The 21,329-nt window shown below is 39.5% G+C and carries 26 protein-coding genes; 3 read left to right on the top strand and 23 right to left on the bottom strand.

All coding sequences use genetic code 11. The features are described 5' to 3' along the window. Window positions 1-217: 217 nt before the first annotated feature. Window positions 218-1,840 (bottom strand): putative polysaccharide biosynthesis protein, encoded by a 1,623-nt coding sequence (locus tag SINDD18_RS01565; protein ID WP_061862842.1) that lies wholly within the window; start codon window positions 1,838-1,840, stop codon window positions 218-220. A gap of 103 nt (window positions 1,841-1,943) precedes the next feature. Here SINDD18_RS01565 and SINDD18_RS01560 point away from each other — a divergent pair, with 103 nt between their 5' ends. Next, complete coding sequence (locus SINDD18_RS01560) at window positions 1,944-3,389, top strand: UDP-N-acetylmuramoyl-L-alanyl-D-glutamate--L-lysine ligase (RefSeq protein ID WP_061862841.1); 1,446 nt, start codon at window positions 1,944-1,946, stop codon at window positions 3,387-3,389. Between the two features lie 34 nt (window positions 3,390-3,423). On the opposite strand, the gene SINDD18_RS01555 is transcribed toward SINDD18_RS01560, so the two are convergent. The 22 genes from SINDD18_RS01555 to SINDD18_RS01450 all read right to left on the bottom strand — a co-directional run bounded on the left by SINDD18_RS01555 (window position 3,424) and on the right by SINDD18_RS01450 (window position 19,125). Further along, the gene (locus SINDD18_RS01555; RefSeq protein ID WP_061862840.1) at window positions 3,424-4,074 is read right to left on the bottom strand and encodes a DUF1803 domain-containing protein; all 651 of its coding nucleotides are present in this window, start codon (window positions 4,072-4,074) and stop codon (window positions 3,424-3,426) included. Continuing rightward, window positions 4,058-4,570, bottom strand: coding sequence for a YiiX/YebB-like N1pC/P60 family cysteine hydrolase (locus SINDD18_RS01550; RefSeq protein WP_061862839.1), 513 nt, complete (start codon window positions 4,568-4,570; stop codon window positions 4,058-4,060). Before SINDD18_RS01550 ends, SINDD18_RS01555 begins: the two co-directional genes overlap by 17 nt. A gap of 70 nt (window positions 4,571-4,640) precedes the next feature. Beyond that, complete coding sequence (locus SINDD18_RS01545) at window positions 4,641-5,576, bottom strand: manganese-dependent inorganic pyrophosphatase (RefSeq protein WP_061862838.1); 936 nt, start codon at window positions 5,574-5,576, stop codon at window positions 4,641-4,643. Between the two features lie 84 nt (window positions 5,577-5,660). Beyond that, window positions 5,661-5,945 (bottom strand): GIY-YIG nuclease family protein, encoded by a 285-nt coding sequence (locus SINDD18_RS01540; protein ID WP_061862837.1) that lies wholly within the window; start codon window positions 5,943-5,945, stop codon window positions 5,661-5,663. Next, the gene (locus SINDD18_RS01535; protein ID WP_000229054.1) at window positions 5,935-6,681 is read right to left on the bottom strand and encodes a tRNA1(Val) (adenine(37)-N6)-methyltransferase; all 747 of its coding nucleotides are present in this window, start codon (window positions 6,679-6,681) and stop codon (window positions 5,935-5,937) included. Before SINDD18_RS01535 ends, SINDD18_RS01540 begins: the two co-directional genes overlap by 11 nt. Before the next feature lie 48 nt (window positions 6,682-6,729). After that, window positions 6,730-7,092 carry a S1 RNA-binding domain-containing protein gene (locus SINDD18_RS01530; RefSeq protein WP_000689622.1) on the bottom strand — a complete coding sequence of 121 codons (363 nt, stop codon included), beginning with the start codon at window positions 7,090-7,092 and terminating at the stop codon, window positions 6,730-6,732. A 1-nt stretch (window position 7,093) separates the two neighbouring features. Next, window positions 7,094-8,494, bottom strand: coding sequence for a bifunctional Cof-type HAD-IIB family hydrolase/peptidylprolyl isomerase (locus tag SINDD18_RS01525; RefSeq protein WP_061862836.1), 1,401 nt, complete (start codon window positions 8,492-8,494; stop codon window positions 7,094-7,096). Between the two features lie 80 nt (window positions 8,495-8,574). After that, a complete protein-coding gene (locus SINDD18_RS01520) occupies window positions 8,575-9,078 on the bottom strand; it encodes a GNAT family N-acetyltransferase (protein WP_061863221.1) in 504 nt (167 codons plus the stop codon). Window positions 9,079-9,328: 250 nt separating this feature from the next. Further along, window positions 9,329-9,568 carry a 30S ribosomal protein S18 gene (gene rpsR, locus SINDD18_RS01515; protein ID WP_000068664.1) on the bottom strand — a complete coding sequence of 80 codons (240 nt, stop codon included), beginning with the start codon at window positions 9,566-9,568 and terminating at the stop codon, window positions 9,329-9,331. A 32-nt stretch (window positions 9,569-9,600) separates the two neighbouring features. Further along, window positions 9,601-10,071, bottom strand: coding sequence for a single-stranded DNA-binding protein SsbA (ssbA, locus tag SINDD18_RS01510; protein ID WP_000609604.1), 471 nt, complete (start codon window positions 10,069-10,071; stop codon window positions 9,601-9,603). An 11-nt stretch (window positions 10,072-10,082) separates the two neighbouring features. Then, on the bottom strand, window positions 10,083-10,373 hold the full coding sequence (rpsF, locus tag SINDD18_RS01505; RefSeq protein WP_001151786.1) for a 30S ribosomal protein S6: 291 nt from the start codon (window positions 10,371-10,373) through the stop codon (window positions 10,083-10,085). A 128-nt stretch (window positions 10,374-10,501) separates the two neighbouring features. After that, a complete protein-coding gene (locus SINDD18_RS01500) occupies window positions 10,502-11,158 on the bottom strand; it encodes a CBS domain-containing protein (RefSeq protein WP_049509413.1) in 657 nt (218 codons plus the stop codon). A gap of 431 nt (window positions 11,159-11,589) precedes the next feature. Beyond that, entirely contained in the window at window positions 11,590-12,300 is a 711-nt protein-coding gene (locus tag SINDD18_RS01495; RefSeq protein WP_000062228.1) for an ABC transporter ATP-binding protein, read from the bottom strand. Then, window positions 12,300-13,064: an ABC transporter ATP-binding protein gene (locus SINDD18_RS01490; protein WP_001185990.1), complete on the bottom strand. Its 765-nt coding sequence runs from the start codon at window positions 13,062-13,064 to the stop codon at window positions 12,300-12,302. The genes SINDD18_RS01495 and SINDD18_RS01490 overlap by 1 nt, the downstream gene beginning before the upstream one ends. Then, window positions 13,064-14,020 carry a branched-chain amino acid ABC transporter permease gene (locus tag SINDD18_RS01485; protein WP_000662278.1) on the bottom strand — a complete coding sequence of 319 codons (957 nt, stop codon included), beginning with the start codon at window positions 14,018-14,020 and terminating at the stop codon, window positions 13,064-13,066. Before SINDD18_RS01485 ends, SINDD18_RS01490 begins: the two co-directional genes overlap by 1 nt. A gap of 3 nt (window positions 14,021-14,023) precedes the next feature. Beyond that, a complete protein-coding gene (locus tag SINDD18_RS01480; RefSeq protein WP_000941435.1) occupies window positions 14,024-14,893 on the bottom strand; it encodes a branched-chain amino acid ABC transporter permease in 870 nt (289 codons plus the stop codon). Between the two features lie 114 nt (window positions 14,894-15,007). After that, complete coding sequence (locus SINDD18_RS01475; RefSeq protein WP_049503118.1) at window positions 15,008-16,168, bottom strand: ABC transporter substrate-binding protein; 1,161 nt, start codon at window positions 16,166-16,168, stop codon at window positions 15,008-15,010. Between the two features lie 88 nt (window positions 16,169-16,256). Then, complete coding sequence (locus SINDD18_RS01470; RefSeq protein WP_060956026.1) at window positions 16,257-16,526, bottom strand: YlbG family protein; 270 nt, start codon at window positions 16,524-16,526, stop codon at window positions 16,257-16,259. Between the two features lie 75 nt (window positions 16,527-16,601). Further along, window positions 16,602-17,192, bottom strand: a complete 591-nt coding sequence (clpP, locus tag SINDD18_RS01465) for an ATP-dependent Clp protease proteolytic subunit ClpP (protein WP_000613459.1) — start codon at window positions 17,190-17,192, stop codon at window positions 16,602-16,604. 172 nt (window positions 17,193-17,364) lie between these two features. After that, entirely contained in the window at window positions 17,365-17,994 is a 630-nt protein-coding gene (gene upp, locus SINDD18_RS01460) for a uracil phosphoribosyltransferase (RefSeq protein WP_000517029.1), read from the bottom strand. Window positions 17,995-18,081: 87 nt separating this feature from the next. Further along, a complete protein-coding gene (locus tag SINDD18_RS01455) occupies window positions 18,082-18,549 on the bottom strand; it encodes a deoxycytidylate deaminase (RefSeq protein WP_000136981.1) in 468 nt (155 codons plus the stop codon). Between the two features lie 18 nt (window positions 18,550-18,567). Then, window positions 18,568-19,125 carry a TetR/AcrR family transcriptional regulator gene (locus SINDD18_RS01450; protein ID WP_000840874.1) on the bottom strand — a complete coding sequence of 186 codons (558 nt, stop codon included), beginning with the start codon at window positions 19,123-19,125 and terminating at the stop codon, window positions 18,568-18,570. A gap of 124 nt (window positions 19,126-19,249) precedes the next feature. Between SINDD18_RS01450 and SINDD18_RS01445 the strand changes: the two genes are divergently transcribed. Then, window positions 19,250-20,095 carry a DegV family protein gene (locus SINDD18_RS01445; RefSeq protein WP_061862835.1) on the top strand — a complete coding sequence of 282 codons (846 nt, stop codon included), beginning with the start codon at window positions 19,250-19,252 and terminating at the stop codon, window positions 20,093-20,095. Window positions 20,096-20,151: 56 nt separating this feature from the next. Beyond that, entirely contained in the window at window positions 20,152-21,318 is a 1,167-nt protein-coding gene (locus SINDD18_RS01440) for an NAD(P)/FAD-dependent oxidoreductase (RefSeq protein WP_061862834.1), read from the top strand. Window positions 21,319-21,329: the final 11 nt, after the last annotated feature.

Genomic DNA, 21,329 nt, shown 5'->3' with positions numbered 1-21,329 from the left:
GCCTTAGACTTTTTCATAAACAGAACCTCCAAATTTAAATATTTGTATCATTATACAGCTATTGTTTTTTTTAGTCAAGCAATTTTATCTAATTTTTACCAAATTATAGATTTTTTTCTACTAATTTTATATTTTATCCTATTTTTTAAATAAAAAAATGAACAATTTAAACTTTTTTCCCTTAAAAGTTCAAACTGTTCATTTTATTTATAAAGCATTATGATAATTTTAATCGTGCTCGTAACTGGTCAGCTTTTGCCTGTCCAATAACCTTATCTAAGAGACGAGTATAGAGACTCATGAATCCGTAGAGTCCTCCACCGATTGATCCGATTAGGGCGACATAGATGAAGCTCCAAAAACGTCCAGTTGGTTGGAAGACAAATCCTATCATCCATTGTAAGAAGCCTACCAAGATAAACATGACAAGAGTTAAAATGATCACTAGGATTGTTCGTTTTAGGATGATCTTTCGATGAACCCCTGTAATCTGACAGATCTCGCGATACATTAAAACAATTGGAATGATAAGACCGATAGTCGTTGAAATGAGAGGACCATAACTATGAAAAAGCGCTATTGATGGTAATTGTAGAACAATCTTAGCAATTGAGCCATAAACAAAATACAAGACTGCCTTACGGTTACGGAACATAGCCTGAAGCATTGGTGACAAGACCATGTACAAGCCTAGAATTGTTGATTGCAAGACCGCAAAGATAAATAAGCCCATCGCCAAGCCATCTGGCTTACCGTAAAAGACTGTATAGAGTGGTTCACCTACCATGACTACTCCAACCGTTGCAGGTAAGAGGAATAGGAAAAGCATGGTAATACTATCTTGCACTAAGCGAGAAGCTGCTGGCAAATCCCCCTTGACATAGTTCTCAGTTAAAAGTGGTAATCCTACACTACCAATCGAAACTCCAACAGAAATGAGAATCATGGTGATTTTATTAGGATTGGCAGAGAAATAAGAAAACATGACAACTAAATCTTCATTATTGTAGTTGGTAAACCACTTCATGCTATTGATAAAGGTCATTTGGTCCAAAATTTGGAAAAGCTGAATAGCTGAACCTGTTATGATAAAAGGAATAGCTTCCTTAATCGTATCCATTAACAGATGTTTGCTATCAATCTTATCTCGTGTTTCAAAGACTTTTTGAAGCATTCCTTCTTTATAGAGGAAATAAAGCAAGACAGCAAAGCTAGCTACCATTCCCACAAAGGCCGCAAAGGTAGATTGGGTAACCGCTGCTAGATAGTCTCCCGAACCAAGCTTCATGATGATAAAGCTTGCTAAGAGCATCCAAATAACTCGGATAACTTGCTCAGCGATTTGACTCATGGCATAAGGCTTGAGATTATTCATCCCTTGGAAAAATCCACGGATAACACTCATAGACGGGAAAATCAAGACAGCCCAAGCTAGACTCTGCATAATGGGAATCAAGTCCTTACCGACACCAGAAAGATCTGCCAACCAAGGCGCAAAGAGGTATAAGATCAAAGCAAAGACAAGACCTAGTCCAGTCATAAAGCCCAGGAAACTCCGAATCAGAGCAAAACTATGCTCTTCCTCATTCATGGTATTATACTTAGCGACTTGCTTTGCGACTGCCACTGGGATACCTGCTGTCGAAATCAACAAGAACCAAGCATAGATATTGTAACCCATAGTAAAGAGACCATTAGCCTTAGCAGCATAAGTCCCCATCCAGATATACCAAGGGATGATGTAAATGGCCCCGAGCAGGCGACTGATAAAGTTACTAGCCGTTAGCCAGGCAGTCCCTCGTAACATCTGGGCCTGCTGATGATTATTTTCGTTAGACATAACTTCCTCATTCAATTTTAATAACGGAAATGTTCCTTATCTTCCATTATAAACTTTTCCTTGTTACTTGTAAAATTCAGACTTTCGGTTTACAATAGAAAGTATGATAAAGATTGAAACTATATTAGATATTTTAAAGAAAGATGGTCTCTTCCGTGAGATTATCGACCAAGGACATTACCACTACAACTACAACGATGTTATTTTTGACAGCATCAGTTACGATAGCCGAACAACCAAAGAAAATACTCTATTTTTTGCAAAAGGAGCTGCCTTTAAAAAAGAATATCTATTTTCAGCTATCGCACAAGGGCTTGGTTGGTACGTGGCTGAGCAGGATTATGAAGTTGGTATTCCTGTTATTGTTGTTAACAATATCAAAAAGGCCATGAGTTTGATTGCCATGGAATTTTATGGCAACCCTCAGGAGAAACTGAAAATCCTTGCTTTCACTGGCACTAAAGGAAAAACAACAGCGGCTTATTTTGCCTATCATATCTTGTCCCAACGCTACCCAACAGCCCTCTTGTCGACAATGAATACAACTTTAGATGGCAAGACTTTCTTCAAATCTTCCTTCTCAACACCTGAAAATATCGACCTCTTTGATATGATGGCTCAAGCGGTTAAAAATGGTAGAACCCATCTGGTAATGGAAGTTTCCAGCCAAGCTTATCTGGTAAATCGAGTATATGGTTTAACTTTCGACGTGGGAGTTTTTCTCAACATCACACCAGACCATATTGGTCCTATTGAGCATCCAACCTTTGAAGACTACTTCTACCACAAGCGCCTCTTGATGAAAAATAGCCGAGCAGTTGTCATTAATAGCGATATGGACTACTTCTCTGTTCTGAAAGAACAAGTTGAGAACCAAGAGCATGACTTCTACGGTAGCCAGTCAAATAACCAGATCGAAAACTCCAAAGCCTTTAGCTTCTCAGCTACTGGTAAATTAGCAGGAGACTATGATATCCAGTTGATTGGACATTTCAACCAAGAAAACGCAGTCGCTGCAGGACTTGCCTGTCTTCGTTTAGGTGCTAGTCTTGAAGATATCAAAAAAGGGATTGCGTCTACTCGCGTCCCTGGCCGTATGGAAGTTCTCACTCAGAAAAATGGCGCAAAAGTTTTCATTGACTACGCCCACAATGGTGACAGTCTTAAAAAACTAATCTCAGTTGTTGAAACACATCAGACTGGAAAAATTGCTCTAGTTCTTGGTTCAACTGGAAACAAGGGAGAAAGCCGTCGTAAGGACTTTGGACTTCTTCTCAATCAGCACCCTGAAATTCAAGTCTTTCTAACGGCTGATGATCCAAATCACGAAGATCCAATGGCTATTGCAGATGAAATCAGTAGCTATATCCATCATCCTGTTGAAAAGATTGCTGACCGTGAGCAAGCTATCAAGGCTGCGATGTCTGTTACAGATCAAGAACTGGATGCTGTCATTATCGCTGGTAAAGGAGCTGACTGCTACCAAATCATCCAAGGTAAGAAAGAAGACTATCCAGGTGATGCAGCCATCGCTGAACGTTATCTTTAGTAAAATTAAAGAAGGCTAGGAAAATCCCTAGCCTTTATTTTTTTATAAAGATAAAGCGTTCTTTATCAAATTCTACAGCTAACTCGTATTTCCCATCTTCATTTTGAAGGATGTAGCCCAATAAAACTAAACTATCGACAAAGATATCTCGACGCTTCTGCATAAGCTGGTCTTTTTTGAGAAATTTAAGCAAAAAGGTTGTCATATACTTGAGAGCATACTCAGGGTTGACATCACCCAAAACACCATAGAGTTTCTGCTGATCTTCTGTCAGCGGATACTGGTGTTTGACCTTATAAAAGTAATTAGACAAGGTCATCTTTTCCCTTGCAAAATCGGTGTGCTCTTCTAGGATAGCTGCATTTGTTTGATTGCGCAATTCGGTCTGAAAATGTTTCCCCAGGATTTCTTGATAGATTTGACTATCATCACTCACATAAACTTCCTGGTCTAGTTCAAGAGATTCTGTAGACTTTAGAAAAGGGAGATTGAGATAATAGCGTTTATTTTCTCTCAAAATCAAACCCGCTTTAATGTATTCCTCCAAATACTTGTCAACTGCGACCTCTGGAAACTGAGCCTTGATTTCACGGAGGATAACATCATCATGCTGATCAAGATAGTCTACCAAATTTCTAAAGAATGGTTGTCGCGTCAAACGAGATGGATTAAAAATCTGAATCATGAAGATTCCTTTCTTTACAAACTAAAAGTGGTGATGCTGCTAATTGACTCGGGTTAGTGCCAGGCTGATTCAGAGGTACAGGAAGCCCCAACTCTCGATAATATTCTCTCCAGAAATCACTGATTTCCTGTGTATCATCACCAAACTTCATGGGAATGGGCTCAAAAATAGGGAGGATTTCTGCTACAAACTGGGAGCAATAGAAACCATCTCCATCTGGGTAAAAAGAAGCATTGTAGGGAGCCCCTAAAAGACTCTCTGCTCGCTTTTTGACCTCTATACAATCAATCTGCTCATAGTGATAAAGGTCATATACTTTCCCGTGTTCAAAGAATTCCTCAGGAGACTGAGCAAGGACACCACCTTCTACCGTGGCGTGATAGACCTGTCCGTCCAAAAAGATAGCCACGTGACTGTAGTTACCAGTAGATTCCTGGATGGCCTGTCCTATATCCGAATCATCTTTCACAAAAATCAAATTGCCATTTTCTAACATACTTCTCTCCTAGCAAAAAAGGAGCCTCGACTCCTTTTTAACAATGGGTATCCCCATTTTTATATTACAATTAAGCATTAAAGCTTTCTGTCAATTGTGGTACCACTTGCTTCTTACGTGAAACGGCACCTGGAAGGAAAGCATGGTTGTTTTCAAGTTTGAAGTTAAAGGCTGCTTCTACCTTGTCCATGTTTGATCCAAGAGCAAGGATTTCTGAGTTTGAGTTAACGATATCTGTGATCATCAAGACAAAGTCAGAGTAGCCATTTACTGTATTTGCGGCTTGGATGGCTGCTTCGATTTCAGCTTGGCGTTCCAAGACTTCAGCAATATCAACTGTATTCACTTGAGCCACACGGACATTGTTTCCATTAAGTTCAAATGTCTTAGCATCGATATCAATCAATTCTTCAGCAGATTTGCTTGCCAAATTTGTACCAGCCTTGAGCATTGCAAGACCGTATTCTTCCAAGTTCACACCAGCCAATTCAGCCAATTCAGGCGCAATCACCTTATCAGATGGGTGTGTTGTTGGAGATTTCAAAAGAAGGGTATCTGAAATCAAACCTGAAAGCATCAAACCTGCAATTTCTTTTGGAACAGCTACACCGTGTTCTTTGAACATACGGTAAACGATAGAAGATGCTGATCCAACTGGTTCCAAACGCATGTAAAGTGGGCTAGCAGTTTCAAAGTTAGCAACACGGTGGTGGTCCACAACACCATAAACTTCAACTTCAGCAATATCTGAAACTGATTGTTGGAATTCATTGTGGTCTGTTAAGATGACTTGTTCTGCACCTTCTGCTTTAGCTGATGTGATAACGCGCGGTGCTTCCACACCAAAATAGTTCAATACGAAAGCTGTTTCTTCATTTGGAGTACCAAGAGCTACTGCTTCTGTATCCAAACCATAAGCTTCTTTTGCAAGATAAGCAAAGGCTACTGATGAACCAATAGCATCTGAATCTGGATTTTGGTGACCAAATACTAGAATCTTAGACATGATAATACCTCGTTTCTTTATTCACTCTATTGTAGCATTTTTTTCAATTTTTGACAAAAGTAAGAGGAGTCAAAGAACTCCCCTCTACTCTTCAAAATGACTGATTAAATTTTTTTCTTGGTTGTCAGATAAAAGTCTTTCCTTCTGTGGCCTCTTCTTACGTTTTAGAAGCGCTTCGGCTGACATGGCTTCTTCTTTACTATCGAAACCTTCTACATAGATAAGTTTTACTGGCAACCGAGCTCGTGTGTACTTGGCTCCCTTACCACTATTGTGAACGGCGATTCTTTTTTTGACATCCGTTGTATAGCCAGTATAGTAGGTACCATCACAACACTCTACCACATACATGTAAGCCTTATGATCCATAGTAAATCTCTTGAATTTCTGGAGTATAGGAACCATCATCATTATGAACAATGAGTGGTGGCAGAACCTTAAAACCACTAGTGGAGCCGTCCTTGATGGCTTCAATCAAAAGCATATTGGCTTCTTTCTCCCGTTTAGGGTAAACAAATTGCAGACGCTTTGGAGCTAGATTATGCTGTTGAAGCGTATCTAAGATATCTAATAATCTATCTGGACGATGAACCATGGCTAAACGCCCATTGGATTTGAGAATACTTTGGGCACTACGGCATATTTCCTTAAGATTGGTCGTAATTTCGTGCCGAGCCAACAAATAGTGCTCACTCTCGTTCAGATTAGAATTTGGGTCCACCTTAAAATAGGGAGGGTTGCATAAAATCAAATCAACCTTACTCCCCTGAATGTAAGCAGGCATATTTTTCAAATCATCACAAATGACCTGCATCTGTTCTTCTAAGCCATTTAATCGGACTGACCGGTCAGCCATATCCGCCAATCGTTCCTGGATTTCAACAGACAGAATTTTCGCCTTAGTACGACTACTGGCAAAAAGTCCAACAGCTCCATTACCCGCACAAAAATCCACTATCAAGCCATTTTTAGGAAAGCGAGGAAAGCGTGACAAAAGTACACTATCCACCGAATAGCTAAAAACTTCTCTATTTTGAATAATCTTGATATCTGTAGAAAAGAGCTGATTGATTCTCTCTCCTGATTTTAATAATTCTTCTACCATACTCCTATTATAACAAACTATATTAACATTTCAAGAGAGAAAAATCAATTAAGACTTTTTCTTATTTAGATTAGAGATAGCTTCCTTGGTCCAGATAGGCATCATGCGAGCCAAAGGAGCAAATCCGTATTTGACACGGTCACTTGAAAAACGTCTCCGTCTCGGTAATTGATGTTTCTCTTCTTCCAAAGTCCGAATAGAAAGACTTGCTTTCCCTGTATATTCGTCCAAATCGACAACTTGGACTTGAACTTCTTCACCGATTTTCAGTACATCATAGATATTCTCAATAAATCCTGTACGAATTTCAGAAATATGAATCAAGCCCGTGATACCAGTCTCTAACTCCACAAAGGCTCCATAAGACTGAATCCCTGTAATTCGCCCTGTTAGCTTATCACCTATTTTCATCCTAGTCCTCGATTTCAATCGTTTCGATAACGACATCTTCAACTGGCTTGTCCATTGCACCTGTTTCTACATCTGCAATTGCATCCAGAACTTCATAAGAAGCTTCATCTGCAAGCTGTCCAAAAACTGTGTGACGACGATCTAAGTGAGGAGTTCCACCTTGTTCTGCATAAATTTCCGCAATTGGTTCTGGCCAACCACCACGAGTAATTTCTTTCTTAGAATATGGCAAGTGTTGATTCTGCACGATAAAGAACTGGCTACCATTTGTATTTGGCCCAGCATTAGCCATAGAAAGGGCTCCGCGGATATTGTAAAGTTCTTCTGAAAACTCATCCTCAAAAGATTCTCCATAGATTGACTCGCCACCCATACCAGTTCCAGTTGGGTCTCCACCTTGAATCATAAAGTCCTTGATAATACGATGGAAAATGACACCATCATAGTAACCATCTTTAGACAGAGCAATAAAGTTGGCAACTGTTTTAGGAGCATGTTCAGGGAAGAGCTTAATACGCAAGTCTCCATGATTTGTTTTAATAGTCGCAATCGGACCTTCTACTGCTTCAATGTCTACTTGTGGAAACTGTAATTCTTTTTCTACCATACCAAATCCTTCTAAGGCATCGAAAATGCCATCTTCTTCTAATGTTTTTGTAATATAATCTGCTTTTTCTTTGATTTTGTCATGAGAAATTCCCATTGCAACGCTGATTCCAGCATAATCAAAGAGTTCCAAGTCGTTGAGACCATCTCCAAAGACCATTACGTTCTCAGGTTTAAGACCTAAATGTTCTACAACTTTTGCTACACCAGCTGCTTTTGAACCTGAAATTGGTACCACATCTGATGAATGTTCATGCCAGCGTACCATACGCAAAATCGATGCTAAACTTTCAGGCAAAGTCAGGTCATCTCCCTGATCCTCAAAAGTCCACATCTGATAGATGTCTTCTTTTTCATAAAAATTAGGATCAATATCCAAGTCAGGATAAATTGGATCAATGGCCTCACTAATCAACTGAGTTCTAGTGGAGAGTTTAGCAGTATGACTACCAACTAAACCATAGTCAATCCCCACTTCCTTAGTCCAAGCAATATAGCTTTCAGCCTTATCTTTAGAGATTTTGTTACTATCAATCACATTGCCTTTTTTATCCTCAATATAGGCACCATTCAGAGTAACAAAAAAGTCAGGTTTAAGTTCGCGAATCTCTGGCACGACACCGAAAATCCCACGACCAGTCGCAATCCCAGTCAAAATACCTTTTTCACGTAATTGTTGAAATACTGTTGGAATTGAGGTTGGGATAAAACCAGTCTTTGAGTTTCGCAAAGTATCATCAATATCAAAAAAAACAATCTTTATCTTTTTCGCCTTATATCTTAATTTCGCATCCATCTCATTACCTCCTTCAATTCACTCTTTCCATTATACCATAAAGTAGAGGAATCCCACATCCCCAATAAAATCCTTGTCTCTTATCCGAATTCCTTTACTAGATACAAAACCAAATCATCATTATTTTGGCTAGTTGCATTCATTTCTAAGGGTTGATTTCGATACCAGACACCTGTCCCATCTGGAATGTAGCCCCGTCTGATATACAATCTCTGGGCAGGGCCATAGCCTAAGTGCAAACCTACACCAAGAGTGACCTTACTCGAAACAAACTTGACTCGTTTTTCTGCTTCTTCTAGCAGTTGATTCCCAATCCCTTGATTTCGAAAAGGCTCAAACACATTAAAATCTGATAATTCTGGATAGACTTCTGCAAAAGGACCATGTTTAGCAGAGGGCAAAATGGTAACGTAGCCCGCTACAACACCATCAATCTCTGCAACTAAGACTTCTCTCTCCCCACTTTCCTGTTCCAGAAAATATCTAGCCAAAATTTCCTCTCTACCAGACCAACCTTGATTCATAAATCCATGAGATAAGGATTCAATATCAGACTTAATCATATTTCTAATCGTACAATTCATCTTTGACTTACCCATCTTTACTCTTTCTATTACCATTATAGCACGCCAAGATCAGAAAAAAACTATCTCGTGAAAAAAGACCCGTTGGGGTCCTAATTTGCTTCCTTATTTTCAATCTCATGAAAAAGAGGTCCACTGAACCCAAACTCGCTCTCTCATTTCAAATCTCGTGAAAAAAAGACCCGTCGGGGTCTTAATTCGCTTTCTTGTTTTCAAGCTCATGAAAAAGAGGTCCACTGGACCCCTTTTTTTAATCTTCGTTTACGAAAGGCATCAAAGCCATTACGCGAGCGCGTTTGATAGCTGTTGTTACTTTACGTTGGTTTTTAGCTGAAGTTCCAGTTACACGACGAGGAAGGATTTTCCCACGTTCTGAAACGAAACGGCTAAGAAGCTCAGTATCTTTGTAATCAACATATTCAATTTTGTTTGCTGCGATGTAATCAACTTTTTTACGGCGTTTGAATCCGCCACGACGTTGTTGAGCCATGTTTTTTTCTCCTTTATAGTATTAATTGTCCATTAGAATGGTAAATCATCATCTGAAATATCCAAAGGATTTGTTGTTCCGAATGGATTTTCATCACGTGAAAAGTCAGGCACTGATTGAGTAGGTGCTGAATAGTTTGAACTTGGTGCAGAATAAGCTCCACCAGTATGTCCTTCACGCACACTACGGCTTTCCAACATTTGGAAATTCTCAGCCACGACTTCCGTCACGTAGACACGTTGTCCTTGCTGGTTATCGTAACTACGAGTCTGAATACGGCCTGTCACCCCGATAAGTGAGCCTTTTTTAGCCCAATTAGCAAGATTTTCAGCCTGTTGGCGCCACATAACGACATTGATAAAATCAGCCTCACGTTCGCCATTTTGACTCTTAAATGTACGGTTTACTGCAAGAGTAAAAGTCGCAACTGCTACATTTGATGGGGTATAACGCAACTCAGCGTCACGAGTCATACGCCCTACAAGTACAACATTGTTAATCATAATCTACCTTCTTACGCGTCAGTTTTGACGATCATGTGACGAAGAATGTCAGCGTTGATTTTTGAAAGACGGTCAAACTCTTTAAGAGCTGCATCATCATTTGCTTCAACGTTAACGATGTGGTAAAGTCCTTCGCGGAAATCTTGGATTTCGTATGCAAGACGACGTTTTTCCCATGTTTTTGATTCAACAACAGTTGCACCGTTGTCAGTCAAGATAGAGTCAAAACGTGCTACCAAAGCGTTTTTCGCTTCTTCTTCAATGTTTGGACGAATGATATAAAGAATTTCGTATTTAGCCATTGATATGTTCCTCCTTTTGGTCTAATGACCCCAAGACTTTGCAAGGGGTAAGTGAGGTTTGCTCACAATAAATTATTATACTAGAAAAAAATTTTTTTCGCAAGTAAAAAATGCTTCTATTTTATTTTTTACAGTTTTTTTGCAGAAGTTTGTGTAATTTCTTCAACCTGAATATTCTCAGATTCAAATTTCTGTTTAAAGGTAGCTAGATCAACCATTCCCTCAATTTGAACTTCGATAACAATCTTACCATCTTTACGTGGAATATTAACAGTATGAGAGATATTAAGATTTTCCTCAACGATTAAAGAAACAATCTTACCAAGTACCCCAACTTCATTTTCTGTGATAAAACGAACACGGATTCCCTCTTCGCCATAACCAGAAATTTCAAGAAATGCTCTGAATACATCACGGTCAGTAATGACACCATAGACTTGTTCATTATCAATAACTGGCAAGATTCCAATCTTATTTTTCAGCATAAGATAGGTTGCATCTTCCAAACTTGCATAACCGGAGACAGTTACAACATTACGAATCATGACGTCTTTTACTTTTGTTTTATTAAGCAAGTAATTCATCTCAAAGATTGAAAGACTCGTTGCTTTTGATGGACTGGCTTCAGCAATTGTTCCTTCTGTTACTAGACCAACTAATTTATCATTTTCAATAACAGGAAGACGATGCAAACCTTGCTCGCGCATCAAGTCTGCTGCATGTGCTACAGTCGTATCTGGGCTAATATATACGACCTTTCGTGTCATAAAATCTTTAACTGCCATAGGAACTCTCCTTTATGTTTATAGCTTTATTATACACTTTTTACGAAAATCAATCAAACGCTTTCATCTCTTTTTCAAGATTCTGAAAACTCTGAAATACTATAAAAAGAGCCCTATATTAGGGCCCTCAATCTAATGATTATGTAATTTGTTTGGCAATCTTTCCCGCAGACTAAGACAAGCTTTATCCGCCGACTAAAAGATCCTCCGGACTAATGTGGATTGCTTGCGCAATCTATATTCGCAACCTAAACTAGTCTCCCAGACTATACGAAGATTACTAGGCAATCCTTATCCGCCGACTAAAACAATCCACTGGTTCTGATGATTGCCAAGCAATCTCTATCCGCCGACTAAAAAGGTCCCCCGGACTAGATGTTAATTGCTGCCGCAATTTTTATCCGCCGACTAAAACAATCCACTGGATTGTTTTAGCCACCTAGATATGCTTTTCTGACTTCGTCTGACGCTGCGAGTTCTTTTCCTGTTCCTGATAGGACAATCTTTCCTGTTTCAAGAACATATCCTCGATCTGCGATAGCAAGTGCCTTATTGGCATTTTGCTCAATCAAAAGAACGGTCGTACCTTGTTTTTGAATATCTTGGATGATATCAAAAATTTCTTGGATAAAAATTGGAGCAAGCCCCATTGATGGTTCATCTAAGAGAAGAAGTTTAGGCGTTGACATAAGCGCACGTCCCATAGCAAGCATCTGCTGTTCACCACCTGATAGAGTAGCTGCATCTTGGTTTTTACGTTCTTCTAAACGCGGGAAACGTGAAAATACTTTTTTCAGATTTGCTTGATTTTCTTCACGATTTTTCTTAAGGAAGGCTCCCATTTCCAAGTTTTCCATAACTGTCAAACCAGGGAAGACGTGACGTCCTTCTGGTACTTGAGAAAGTCCTGATGCCACAATTTTTTGTGCGGGCATCTTTTGGATTTCTTGTCCCAAAAATTCAATACGACCAGAACTTGGACGAACAAGGCCTGATAAGGTACGAAGGATAGTTGTTTTACCAGCACCGTTTGCACCGATAAGGGAAACAACTTCTCCTTCATTTACTTCAAAGCTCACATCACGTACAGCTTGAATCATACCATAGTGTACTGAGAGGTTTTCAACTTTTAACATAGACATTAGGCTTCACCTCCAAGATAAGCTTCGATAACACGTTTATTACTCTTGATTTCATCCGGTGTCCCGTGAGCAATCAAACGACCATACTCAAGAACATAGATACGCTCCGTAACTTCCATAACCAAGTTCATATCATGTTCAATCAGCATGATAGTAATCTTGAATTCATCCTTAATACGACGAATCAACTCAGTCAATTCTGCAGTTTCTTGTGGGTTCATACCCGCCGCAGGCTCATCCAAAAAGAGGATTTTAGGTTCTGTAGCAAGAGCACGAACAATCTCTAAGCGACGTTGTTGACCATAGGCTAAATTTTTAGCTAGAGTTTCAGCATCTCCATCCAAATCAAAGATTTTTAGTAATTCTAAGGCTTTAGCTTTCAATTCTTTTTCATTCTTATAAAAAGCTGGTAAGCGCAAGAAACTTGCAAAAACATGTTGTTTATGATGATTGCTAAATGCAATCAGAACGTTATCCAAAACTGTCAAGTCTTTAAAAAGGCGGATATTTTGGAAAGTACGCCCTAAACCAAGAGATGCGATTTTATAGGGTTGCTTGCCATTTAACAAGTGACCATCCAAGGTTACTGTCCCTTCGCTTGGTTCATAAACACCTGTCAACAAGTTGAAGAGGGTTGTTTTCCCAGCACCATTCGGTCCAATCAAACCAACAAGTTCACCTTCGTTCAATTCGAGAGTAACGTCCCCAACGGCTGTCAGACCACCAAAATGTTTGGTTAAATTTTTTACTTCAAGTAACGCCATTAGTTTTGTCCCTCCTTCTTACCTTTTTTAAAGAGACGTGATAGGCTCAATTCCCAAGTCCCAAGAAGACCACCTGGTCTGAAGATCATAACGAGTACTAAGGCCAAAGCATAGATAATCATACGAACGCTGGCCACGTCTTGAAGGAGCATGTTCAAGATTCCAAGCACGATTGCAGCAACAATTGCCCCTGTAATGGATCCTAAACCACCAAATACAACGATAATCAATACATTGATAGAGTTGATGAACGTATAATCTTTTGGTACGACTGATCCGATAAATCCTGACTGAAGAGTACCAGCGATACTTGCAGTAACAGCACCAAAAACAAAAGCGATGATTTTAATTTTTGTAGTATTTACCCCTACTGACTCAGCAGCAATCTCATCTTCACGAACAGATAAAGTTAAACGCCCGATAGGACTACGAAGGAAATTGAGAGTAGCAATCGTTGTAATCACAGCAAAGAAATATACCATTTGCCAAGTTGTAAAGTTAGGAATCCCCAAAATACCAGCAGCACCGTTTGTAAGGCTTCCACCATTAATAATGAAGATACGAATAATTTCAGCAACACCAAGTGTCGCAACTGCAAGGTAGTCACCCTTCAAACGTAGGGTAGGAATTCCAACGACCAAGGCAACCAAACCAGCAATGATAGCACCGAGCAACATAGCTCCAAAGAATGCACCATAGGTTGGAGATTTTGATCCGATAATGGCTGCTGCATAAGCACCAATAGCCATAAATCCAGCATGTCCAAGTGAAAACTGACCAGAGAACCCAACGATTAGGTTAAGACCTACTGCTAGAATAATGTTGATACCGATTTGTTCAATAATCTGAATATGGAAAAGGTTCAAGACTCCTACAGAAACCAATAGGCTAATCAAACCATATCCAAGCAACAAAAGGAATAACCATAGAATATTAACTTTTAAATTTTCTTTCATTGTTTACACCTTCTCTTTCACATTCTTACCGAGGATACCAGCTGGGCGAACAATCAAGATTAAGAGCAAGATTCCATACACGATGGCATCACGGAAATCTGACATTCCGAAGGCGGTAGCAAATGTCTCCAAAAGACCAATAACAAAGCCACCCAGAGCTGCACCAGGGATAATTCCGATACCACCAAGAACGGCAGCCACGAATGATTTTATACCTGGAGTCATTCCCATCAATGGTTCAAGAGAGTTATAGTAAAGCGCAATCAAGACACCCGCTGCACCAGCTAGAGCTGAACCCAATGCAAAGGTGAAACTGATTGTACGGTTCACGTTAATCCCCATCAGCTGAGCAGCATCACTATCTACAGAAACGGCACGCATGGCTTTCCCCATCTTGGTTTTTTGTACGATGAGTTGTAGAAGAACCATCAAAACAAGTGAGACAGTCAAAATCAACAATTGAATATTTGTTAGACTGATTGGTCCCAAGTCATAACGCACTGTTTGGATTGCTTGAGGAAAGGCACGTGTATTGGCACCTACCAGATAGACCATTCCATACTCCAGTAAGAAGGATACCCCGATAGCTGTAATCAATACAGAGATTCGAGTTGAATGACGTAATGGACGATAAGCTAGGAACTCAATGATAACACCGAGAATCGCTGTACCGATCATCGATAAGATCAAGGCAACAAAGAAATTTAATTGCAAGGAATTAATCAAAAAATAACCCATAAAAGCACCCATCATGTAAATATCACCATGGGCAAAGTTAATGAGCTTGATAATTCCATAAACCATAGTATAACCTAGGGCTAGTAGCGCATAGACACTACCCAAGATTAGACCATTGACAAGTTGTTGAAGCATATGGTTCACTCTTTCTAATTATTATTTTTAGGATTTTTATAAAAAAATAATCCTTTCATAAACACCGAAACAGGGAGTGAGTAAAAGCTCATTCCCCATTTACAATATCTATAATTATGGTTTTACGACTTCTGCCGCTTCTACTTTACCATTATTCATGGTCATCATGAAGGCTGTTTTCACAGTGTTGTGATCTGCATCAAAGCTTGTTTGACCTGTAACACCTTCGAAGTTTTGTGTTTTAGCAAGATTGTTCTTGATATCAACTGAAGTTTTTGCACCTTTTGCTGCATTAGCTACAAGGTAAACTGAGTCATAAGCAAGAGCTGCAAATGTTGAAGGATCTTCGTTGTATTTTGCACGGTAAGCTTCAAGGAAGGCTTTTGCCTTATCTGAAACCTCTACAGTAGTTGAGAAACCTGAGATGAAGTAGATATTTGATGCGCGTTCGGCTGTTGCTTGTTGAACAAATTCTGCTCCGTTAAATCCATCACCACCGATGATTGGTTTATCAATTCCCATACCACGAGCTTGGTTTACAATCTTACCAGCTTCTGTATAGTAACCTGGCAATACGATTGCATCAAAGTCTTTATCTTTGATTTTTGTCAAAGCTGCTTGGAAGTCAGTGTCACCTGATACAAATGTTTCATCTGCTACGATTTCGCCTGAGAATGAATCACGGAATGATTTTGCAATTCCTTTAGCGTAGTCACTTGAGTTATCTGTATATAAGACTACTTTCTTAGCGTTCAACTTGTTTGTAACATAGTTAGAAATGATTTTCCCTTGGAAGCTATCTTGGAATGTTCCGATGAAAAGGAAATCTTGACCTTTTGTCAAACCATCTTGAGTAGCACTTGGAGAAATCAATGGAACTCCAGCTTGTGTAGCATTTGCTACTGCTGCTGCAGTTGCACCTGAAGTTGCAGGTCCTACGATAGCTGCTACTTTAGATTGAGTAACAAGGTTTGTTGAAACTGAAGCAGCTTCAGCAGTTTCAGATTTGTTATCTTTGTCTACTACTTCGATTTGTTTTCCATCGATACCACCTGCTGCGTTAATTTCATCAACTGCAAGTTGGGCACCTTTTTGTTCAGATGTACCGTAAGATGCTACAGCACCAGTTTCTTCAAAGTTGAAACCAATTTTAACGACTTTCTCATCCACTGGGTTACCAGTTGAGTTTGAAGCTCCTGACTTCACTTCTCCACAAGCTGCTAAAACAGCCACACTTGCAAGAGCTACAAGTGACAAGGCAAATTTTTTCTTCATGTTTATCTCCTTTTAATTTCTTAATTTAAATTACATGTTAAGAATATACCGAATTATCAGAAAATTGTCAACACATTTATCTGAATTTTTACATGATAACGTTTTCGTTATTTCTGTAGAGACTACCAACAAAGGGAGTTTCCAATTCTTGGATATGACATCGTCTCACTTTTTTGACAAATTTCTCTTTTCCTAAACGGCTAACCAGTTCTTCCACTTCTTCTGTTGGGACATAAAGTTGCAGATAACGGTGTTTTTTTGAGTGGTAACAAATATCACCATAATTATCGATTTTTTTTGCATCACGATTATAGTATAGGTAGATAATCAGACCAGACCGATTCTCTTTTTGAAACATATTACAACTTCCTTCTAACAATCTTCTTACTATTATATCAAAAAAAGCAAGCTCAGTCGAGCTTGCTTTAGTAGTTTAATTCAAAGAATTATTAGCCATGATTTCATCAATGAAACCATATTCAAGTGTTTCTTGAGCGCTCATCCAGTAATCACGTTCAGCATCTGCATGGATTTGCTCAACTGATTTACCAGAATTATCTGCAAGAATTTGCTCCAAAGTTTTACGAGTTTTAAGCAAGTGTTCAGCAGCAATCGCCATATCTGTTTGCTGTGTACCACCACCTGTACCACCCATCGGTTGGTGAATCATGTACTCGGCATTTGGAAGCATAAAACGCTTGCCTTTTGCTCCACTTGAAGCAATGATTGTTCCCATTGAAGCAGCCATCCCCATAACAATGGTTTGGACATCTGCCTTGATAAAGTTCATAGTATCAACGATTGCCAAACCAGCTGATACAGAACCACCTGGAGTATTTACATAAAGGTAGATATCTTTTGTACTATCTTGGGCATCCAAAAAAAGCAATTGGGCGATAACTGAATTGGCCATATTGTCTTCGACTGGTCCAGTCAACATAATGATACGATCTTTTAAAAGACGTGAGTAAATGTCATATGAACGTTCTCCACGACTTGTTTGTTCAATAACTACAGGAATCATTCATTTCTCCTTCTGATTTCTAAATTTCCTAGTCAAGCGACTTGATACAGGACTATTATATCTTTTTGGTCAAAAAAGGTCAAATTTTTGCTCTATTCTAAAGACAGACACAAAAATTCAACCTCCTTTCGAGACTAAAACCAATGAACAGTTTTAGTTTATGCTTAGAATCTTATTTAGTACCGAACAAGCGGTCTCCAGCATCACCAAGACCTGGAACGATATAGCCATGTTCGTTCAAGCGTTCATCCAAAGCTGCTGTAAAGATTTCTACATCTGGGTGAGCTTCTTGAAGAGCTTTTACACCTTCTGGAGCAGATACAAGGCAGACAAATTTGATGTTTGATGCTCCACGTTTTTTGAGGGAATCAACAGCCAAGATTGCAGAACCACCTGTTGCAAGCATAGGGTCAACCACAAAAATTTGACGTTGGTCGATATCTTCAGGTAATTTAACCAAGTATTCTACTGGTTGAAGAGTTTCTTCGTCACGGTACATGCCAATATGTCCAACTTTGGCTGCTGGAACCAAGCTCAATAGCCCATCGACCATCCCGATACCTGCACGCAAGATTGGAACAATTGCCAATTTTTTACCAGCCAATTGTTTTTGGACTGTTTTTGTGATAGGTGTTTCGATTTCAACGTCTTCAAGCGGAAGATCACGAAGTACTTCATATCCCATCAACATAGCAATTTCATCTACTAACTCTCGAAAAGCTTTTGTAGAAGTGTCTGTACGACGCAAGATTGACAATTTGTGTTGAATGAGTGGATGATTAATGACTTCAAGTTTTCCCATTTTCTGAATTCCTTCTTTCAATTTATTCTTCTTATTATATCAAAAAATGGTTTAAAAATCCTTCTAAACCATCTTTTTTTTTAATTTTTAAATCAAGTTAGCTTCTTGAAGAGCTGCTTGTACTGTCTCAAGTGGTAAATGGGTCAACTCGGTCCCTTTTTCACGATAGAGATACTGGGCGTAGTCGTCCATACGGTACTGGTTAATATAAACGACACGCTCACATCCTACCTGAAGCAATTGCTTGGTGCAGTTGAGACAAGGAAAATGAGTAACGTAAGCTGTAAATCCTTTTGGAACGCCACGTTCTGCTCCTTGTAAAATAGCATTAACCTCAGCATGAAGAGTGCGGACACAGTGGCCCTCAATCACCAAACAGTCATGGTCAATACAATGCTCCGTTCCTGATACAGAGCCATTATAACCTGTTGAAATAACCTTATTATCCTTGACTAAAACAGCTCCTACCTTGGCGCGTTTACAGGTTGAACGATTGGCAATCAATAGGGCTTGAGCAGCAAAATACTCATCCCAAGCCAGTCTTTTTTCTGTCATAACTTCTCTCCTCCTGATCTATTTTTTGAAAAATGGTAGGCGTAAATCTGCGATTTTTTCAGCAGGAACCTTCATTCCATCCTTGATCCATTTAAGCAAAACTGATACGATGGCAGAACTCCAAAAAGAATGCAGGTAAGAGCTGACTCCTTTTGATTTTCCATAGTATTTTTCTAAAAACTCTTGCATGGCTTGCACAAAGATTTTTTCCAAGTGGTAGTCCAAGGCAAGCTGAATAACCTTGGCTTCTTTTCTGGCTTCACGAAAGAGATGAACCCAAACCAGATAGAGATCTGTTTTGACATCATAATGACTGAGCTGCTCCATGATATTATGGACACTGCGTTTAAAGACGCTTTCTAAAATCTCTTCTTTGGAGTCATAGTTTCGATAAAAGGCTGCACGGGAGACCCCAGCTCTTTTTACCAATTCGGAAATGCTAATCTTTGTCAACTCCTTTTTCTCCAAAAGTTGCAAAAGAGCTGTTTCGATAGCTTCTCTGGTCAGTAAATTGGATTCTTTGTTTGATTTTCTGAGATTTTCAAGTGAATTTTCAGAAATTCTTCGTTCGGCCATAACACTTCCTTTCTACTTGTGACAACAGAGTGACGAGACTTTTGTTTTAAGATTTTTCATGATATAATTGTAAAAAAAGACAGAACCTTTGTCAATGTATAAGTGATAAAGATGGAGAATTTCTATGACTTGGAAGATTGTAGCTGACTCTGGTTGTGATTATCGTCAACTGGCAAATCCAGCAATTGATACTGAATTCATCAATGTTCCCTTAACCATTCAAGTAGCTGATCAAGTCTTTATTGACGATGCTAGTCTTGATATTGACAAAATGATGGAAACCATGTATGCAACTTCTGAAGCTTCAAAATCAGCTTGTCCTAGCCCTGATGATTACTTGCGAGCATTTGAAGGGGCAAAACATATTTTTGTAGTGACCATTACTGGAACTCTTTCTGGTAGTCAAAACAGCGCTCAATTAGCTAAGAATCTCTATCTCGAAGAACATCCTGATACTCAGATTCATGTTATTGACAGCTTGTCTGCTGGTGGGGAAGTTGATCTAATCGTTGAGAAAATCAATGATTTGATTGACCAAGGACTTTCTTTTGAAGAAGTGGTTAATGCTATTACTGCTTACCAAGAAAAAACTAAGTTATTGTTCGTTCTTGCTAAGGTTGATAACCTTGTTAAGAATGGTCGCTTGAGTAAGCTGATCGGTACAGTTGTTGGGCTCCTTAATATTCGTATGGTCGGGGAAGCAAGTGAAACTGGAACCTTGGAACTCCTACAAAAGGCTCGTGGTGCTAAGAAGTCCCTCCAAGCTGCTTATGAAGAGTTAATCAAGGCTGGCTACGCTGGTGGGCATATCGTCATGGCTCACCGCAGTAATGATAAATTCTGCCAACAACTCTCAGAACTCTTGCGTAAAAAATTCCCACAAGCTGAAATCAAGATTATCCCAACCTCTGGACTCTGCAGTTTTTATGCAGAAGAAGGTGGACTCCTCATGGGATATGAAATTGACTAATAAATCAAACAAGAGATGACTTATCATCTCTTGTTTTTTTATGGTACAATACTTTTATGAAACATTTTGACACTATTGTAATTGGGGGAGGCCCTGCTGGTATGATGGCTACCATTTCCAGTAGCTTTTATGGGCAGAAAACCCTTCTCATCGAAAAAAATCGAAAACTCGGAAAAAAATTAGCTGGTACTGGTGGTGGTCGCTGTAACGTGACCAACAATGGAACTCTAGATGACCTATTAGCTGGAATCCCTGGAAATGGGCGCTTTCTTTACAGCGTCTTCTCCCAGTTTGATAACCATGATATCATCAACTTTTTTACGGAAAATGGCGTAAAACTCAAGGTCGAAGACCATGGTCGCGTCTTTCCAGCCAGCGACAAATCTCGAACCATTATCGAAGCACTGGAAAAGAAAATCATGGAGCTAGGTGGGCAAATTGCCACTCAAACAGAGATTGTTTCGGTCAAAAAGGTAGATGACCAGTTTGTCCTTAAGTCTACAGACCAAACCTTCACTTGTGATAAACTCATTGTCACAACAGGTGGAAAATCCTATCCTTCTACTGGCTCTACTGGCTTTGGTCATGAAATCGCCCGACATTTCAAACACACTATTACCGAACTCGAAGCTGCTGAAAGTCCATTGTTGACTGATTTCCCGCATAAGGCCTTGCAGGGAATTTCCCTAGACGATGTAACCCTAAGCTATGGTAAGCACGTCATCACCCATGACCTGCTCTTTACCCACTTTGGTTTGTCAGGTCCTGCTGCACTACGCATGTCTAGCTTTGTCAAGGGTGGGGAAATTCTCTCTCTAGATGTCTTGCCACAACTTTCTGAGAGAGAATTAGTTGACTTTTTAGAAGAGAACCGTGAAAAATCCTTGAAAAATGCCTTAAAAGCCTTGCTCCCTGAACGCTTGGCAGAATTTTTTGTGCAAGGATATCCTGAAAAAGTCAAACAACTAACAGAAAAGGAACGCAACCAACTTGTCCAGTCCATCAAGGCTCTTAAAATCCCTGTAACTGGCAAAATGTCATTGGCTAAATCCTTTGTCACCAAAGGTGGCGTTAGTCTCAAGGAAATCAATCCTAAAACGCTGGAAAGTAAGCTAGTGCCTGGACTCCACTTTGCTGGCGAAGTACTAGATATCAATGCCCATACGGGGGGATTTAACATCACTTCCGCCCTCTGCACCGGCTGGGTGGCAGGCTCAAACTAGAACTATAAATG

The sequence above is a fragment of the Streptococcus infantis genome (genome assembly GCF_001579645.1).
GTDB lineage: Bacteria > Bacillota > Bacilli > Lactobacillales > Streptococcaceae > Streptococcus > Streptococcus infantis_E.
The sequence above is the reverse complement of the archived record's forward strand: the minus strand, read 5'-3'. Positions and strand labels throughout refer to the sequence as shown.

What these genes read in the sequence shown, in the direction of transcription:
- SINDD18_RS01565 (WP_061862842.1), bottom strand. Translation starts at nt 1,840, where the DNA reads ATGTCTAACGAAAATAATCATCAGCAGGCCCAGATGTTACGAGGGACT.
- SINDD18_RS01560 (WP_061862841.1), top strand. Translation starts at nt 1,944, where the DNA reads ATGATAAAGATTGAAACTATATTAGATATTTTAAAGAAAGATGGTCTC.
- SINDD18_RS01555 (WP_061862840.1), bottom strand. Translation starts at nt 4,074, where the DNA reads ATGATTCAGATTTTTAATCCATCTCGTTTGACGCGACAACCATTCTTT.
- SINDD18_RS01550 (WP_061862839.1), bottom strand. Translation starts at nt 4,570, where the DNA reads ATGTTAGAAAATGGCAATTTGATTTTTGTGAAAGATGATTCGGATATA.
- SINDD18_RS01545 (WP_061862838.1), bottom strand. Translation starts at nt 5,576, where the DNA reads ATGTCTAAGATTCTAGTATTTGGTCACCAAAATCCAGATTCAGATGCT.
- SINDD18_RS01540 (WP_061862837.1), bottom strand. Translation starts at nt 5,945, where the DNA reads ATGGATCATAAGGCTTACATGTATGTGGTAGAGTGTTGTGATGGTACC.
- SINDD18_RS01535 (WP_000229054.1), bottom strand. Translation starts at nt 6,681, where the DNA reads ATGGTAGAAGAATTATTAAAATCAGGAGAGAGAATCAATCAGCTCTTT.
- SINDD18_RS01530 (WP_000689622.1), bottom strand. Translation starts at nt 7,092, where the DNA reads ATGAAAATAGGTGATAAGCTAACAGGGCGAATTACAGGGATTCAGTCT.
- SINDD18_RS01525 (WP_061862836.1), bottom strand. Translation starts at nt 8,494, where the DNA reads ATGGATGCGAAATTAAGATATAAGGCGAAAAAGATAAAGATTGTTTTT.
- SINDD18_RS01520 (WP_061863221.1), bottom strand. Translation starts at nt 9,078, where the DNA reads ATGAATTGTACGATTAGAAATATGATTAAGTCTGATATTGAATCCTTA.
- rpsR (WP_000068664.1), bottom strand. Translation starts at nt 9,568, where the DNA reads ATGGCTCAACAACGTCGTGGCGGATTCAAACGCCGTAAAAAAGTTGAT.
- ssbA (WP_000609604.1), bottom strand. Translation starts at nt 10,071, where the DNA reads ATGATTAACAATGTTGTACTTGTAGGGCGTATGACTCGTGACGCTGAG.
- rpsF (WP_001151786.1), bottom strand. Translation starts at nt 10,373, where the DNA reads ATGGCTAAATACGAAATTCTTTATATCATTCGTCCAAACATTGAAGAA.
- SINDD18_RS01500 (WP_049509413.1), bottom strand. Translation starts at nt 11,158, where the DNA reads ATGGCAGTTAAAGATTTTATGACACGAAAGGTCGTATATATTAGCCCA.
- SINDD18_RS01495 (WP_000062228.1), bottom strand. Translation starts at nt 12,300, where the DNA reads ATGTCTATGTTAAAAGTTGAAAACCTCTCAGTACACTATGGTATGATT.
- SINDD18_RS01490 (WP_001185990.1), bottom strand. Translation starts at nt 13,064, where the DNA reads ATGGCGTTACTTGAAGTAAAAAATTTAACCAAACATTTTGGTGGTCTG.
- SINDD18_RS01485 (WP_000662278.1), bottom strand. Translation starts at nt 14,020, where the DNA reads ATGAAAGAAAATTTAAAAGTTAATATTCTATGGTTATTCCTTTTGTTG.
- SINDD18_RS01480 (WP_000941435.1), bottom strand. Translation starts at nt 14,893, where the DNA reads ATGCTTCAACAACTTGTCAATGGTCTAATCTTGGGTAGTGTCTATGCG.
- SINDD18_RS01475 (WP_049503118.1), bottom strand. Translation starts at nt 16,168, where the DNA reads ATGAAGAAAAAATTTGCCTTGTCACTTGTAGCTCTTGCAAGTGTGGCT.
- SINDD18_RS01470 (WP_060956026.1), bottom strand. Translation starts at nt 16,526, where the DNA reads ATGTTTCAAAAAGAGAATCGGTCTGGTCTGATTATCTACCTATACTAT.
- clpP (WP_000613459.1), bottom strand. Translation starts at nt 17,192, where the DNA reads ATGATTCCTGTAGTTATTGAACAAACAAGTCGTGGAGAACGTTCATAT.
- upp (WP_000517029.1), bottom strand. Translation starts at nt 17,994, where the DNA reads ATGGGAAAACTTGAAGTCATTAATCATCCACTCATTCAACACAAATTG.
- SINDD18_RS01455 (WP_000136981.1), bottom strand. Translation starts at nt 18,549, where the DNA reads ATGACAGAAAAAAGACTGGCTTGGGATGAGTATTTTGCTGCTCAAGCC.
- SINDD18_RS01450 (WP_000840874.1), bottom strand. Translation starts at nt 19,125, where the DNA reads ATGGCCGAACGAAGAATTTCTGAAAATTCACTTGAAAATCTCAGAAAA.
- SINDD18_RS01445 (WP_061862835.1), top strand. Translation starts at nt 19,250, where the DNA reads ATGACTTGGAAGATTGTAGCTGACTCTGGTTGTGATTATCGTCAACTG.
- SINDD18_RS01440 (WP_061862834.1), top strand. Translation starts at nt 20,152, where the DNA reads ATGAAACATTTTGACACTATTGTAATTGGGGGAGGCCCTGCTGGTATG.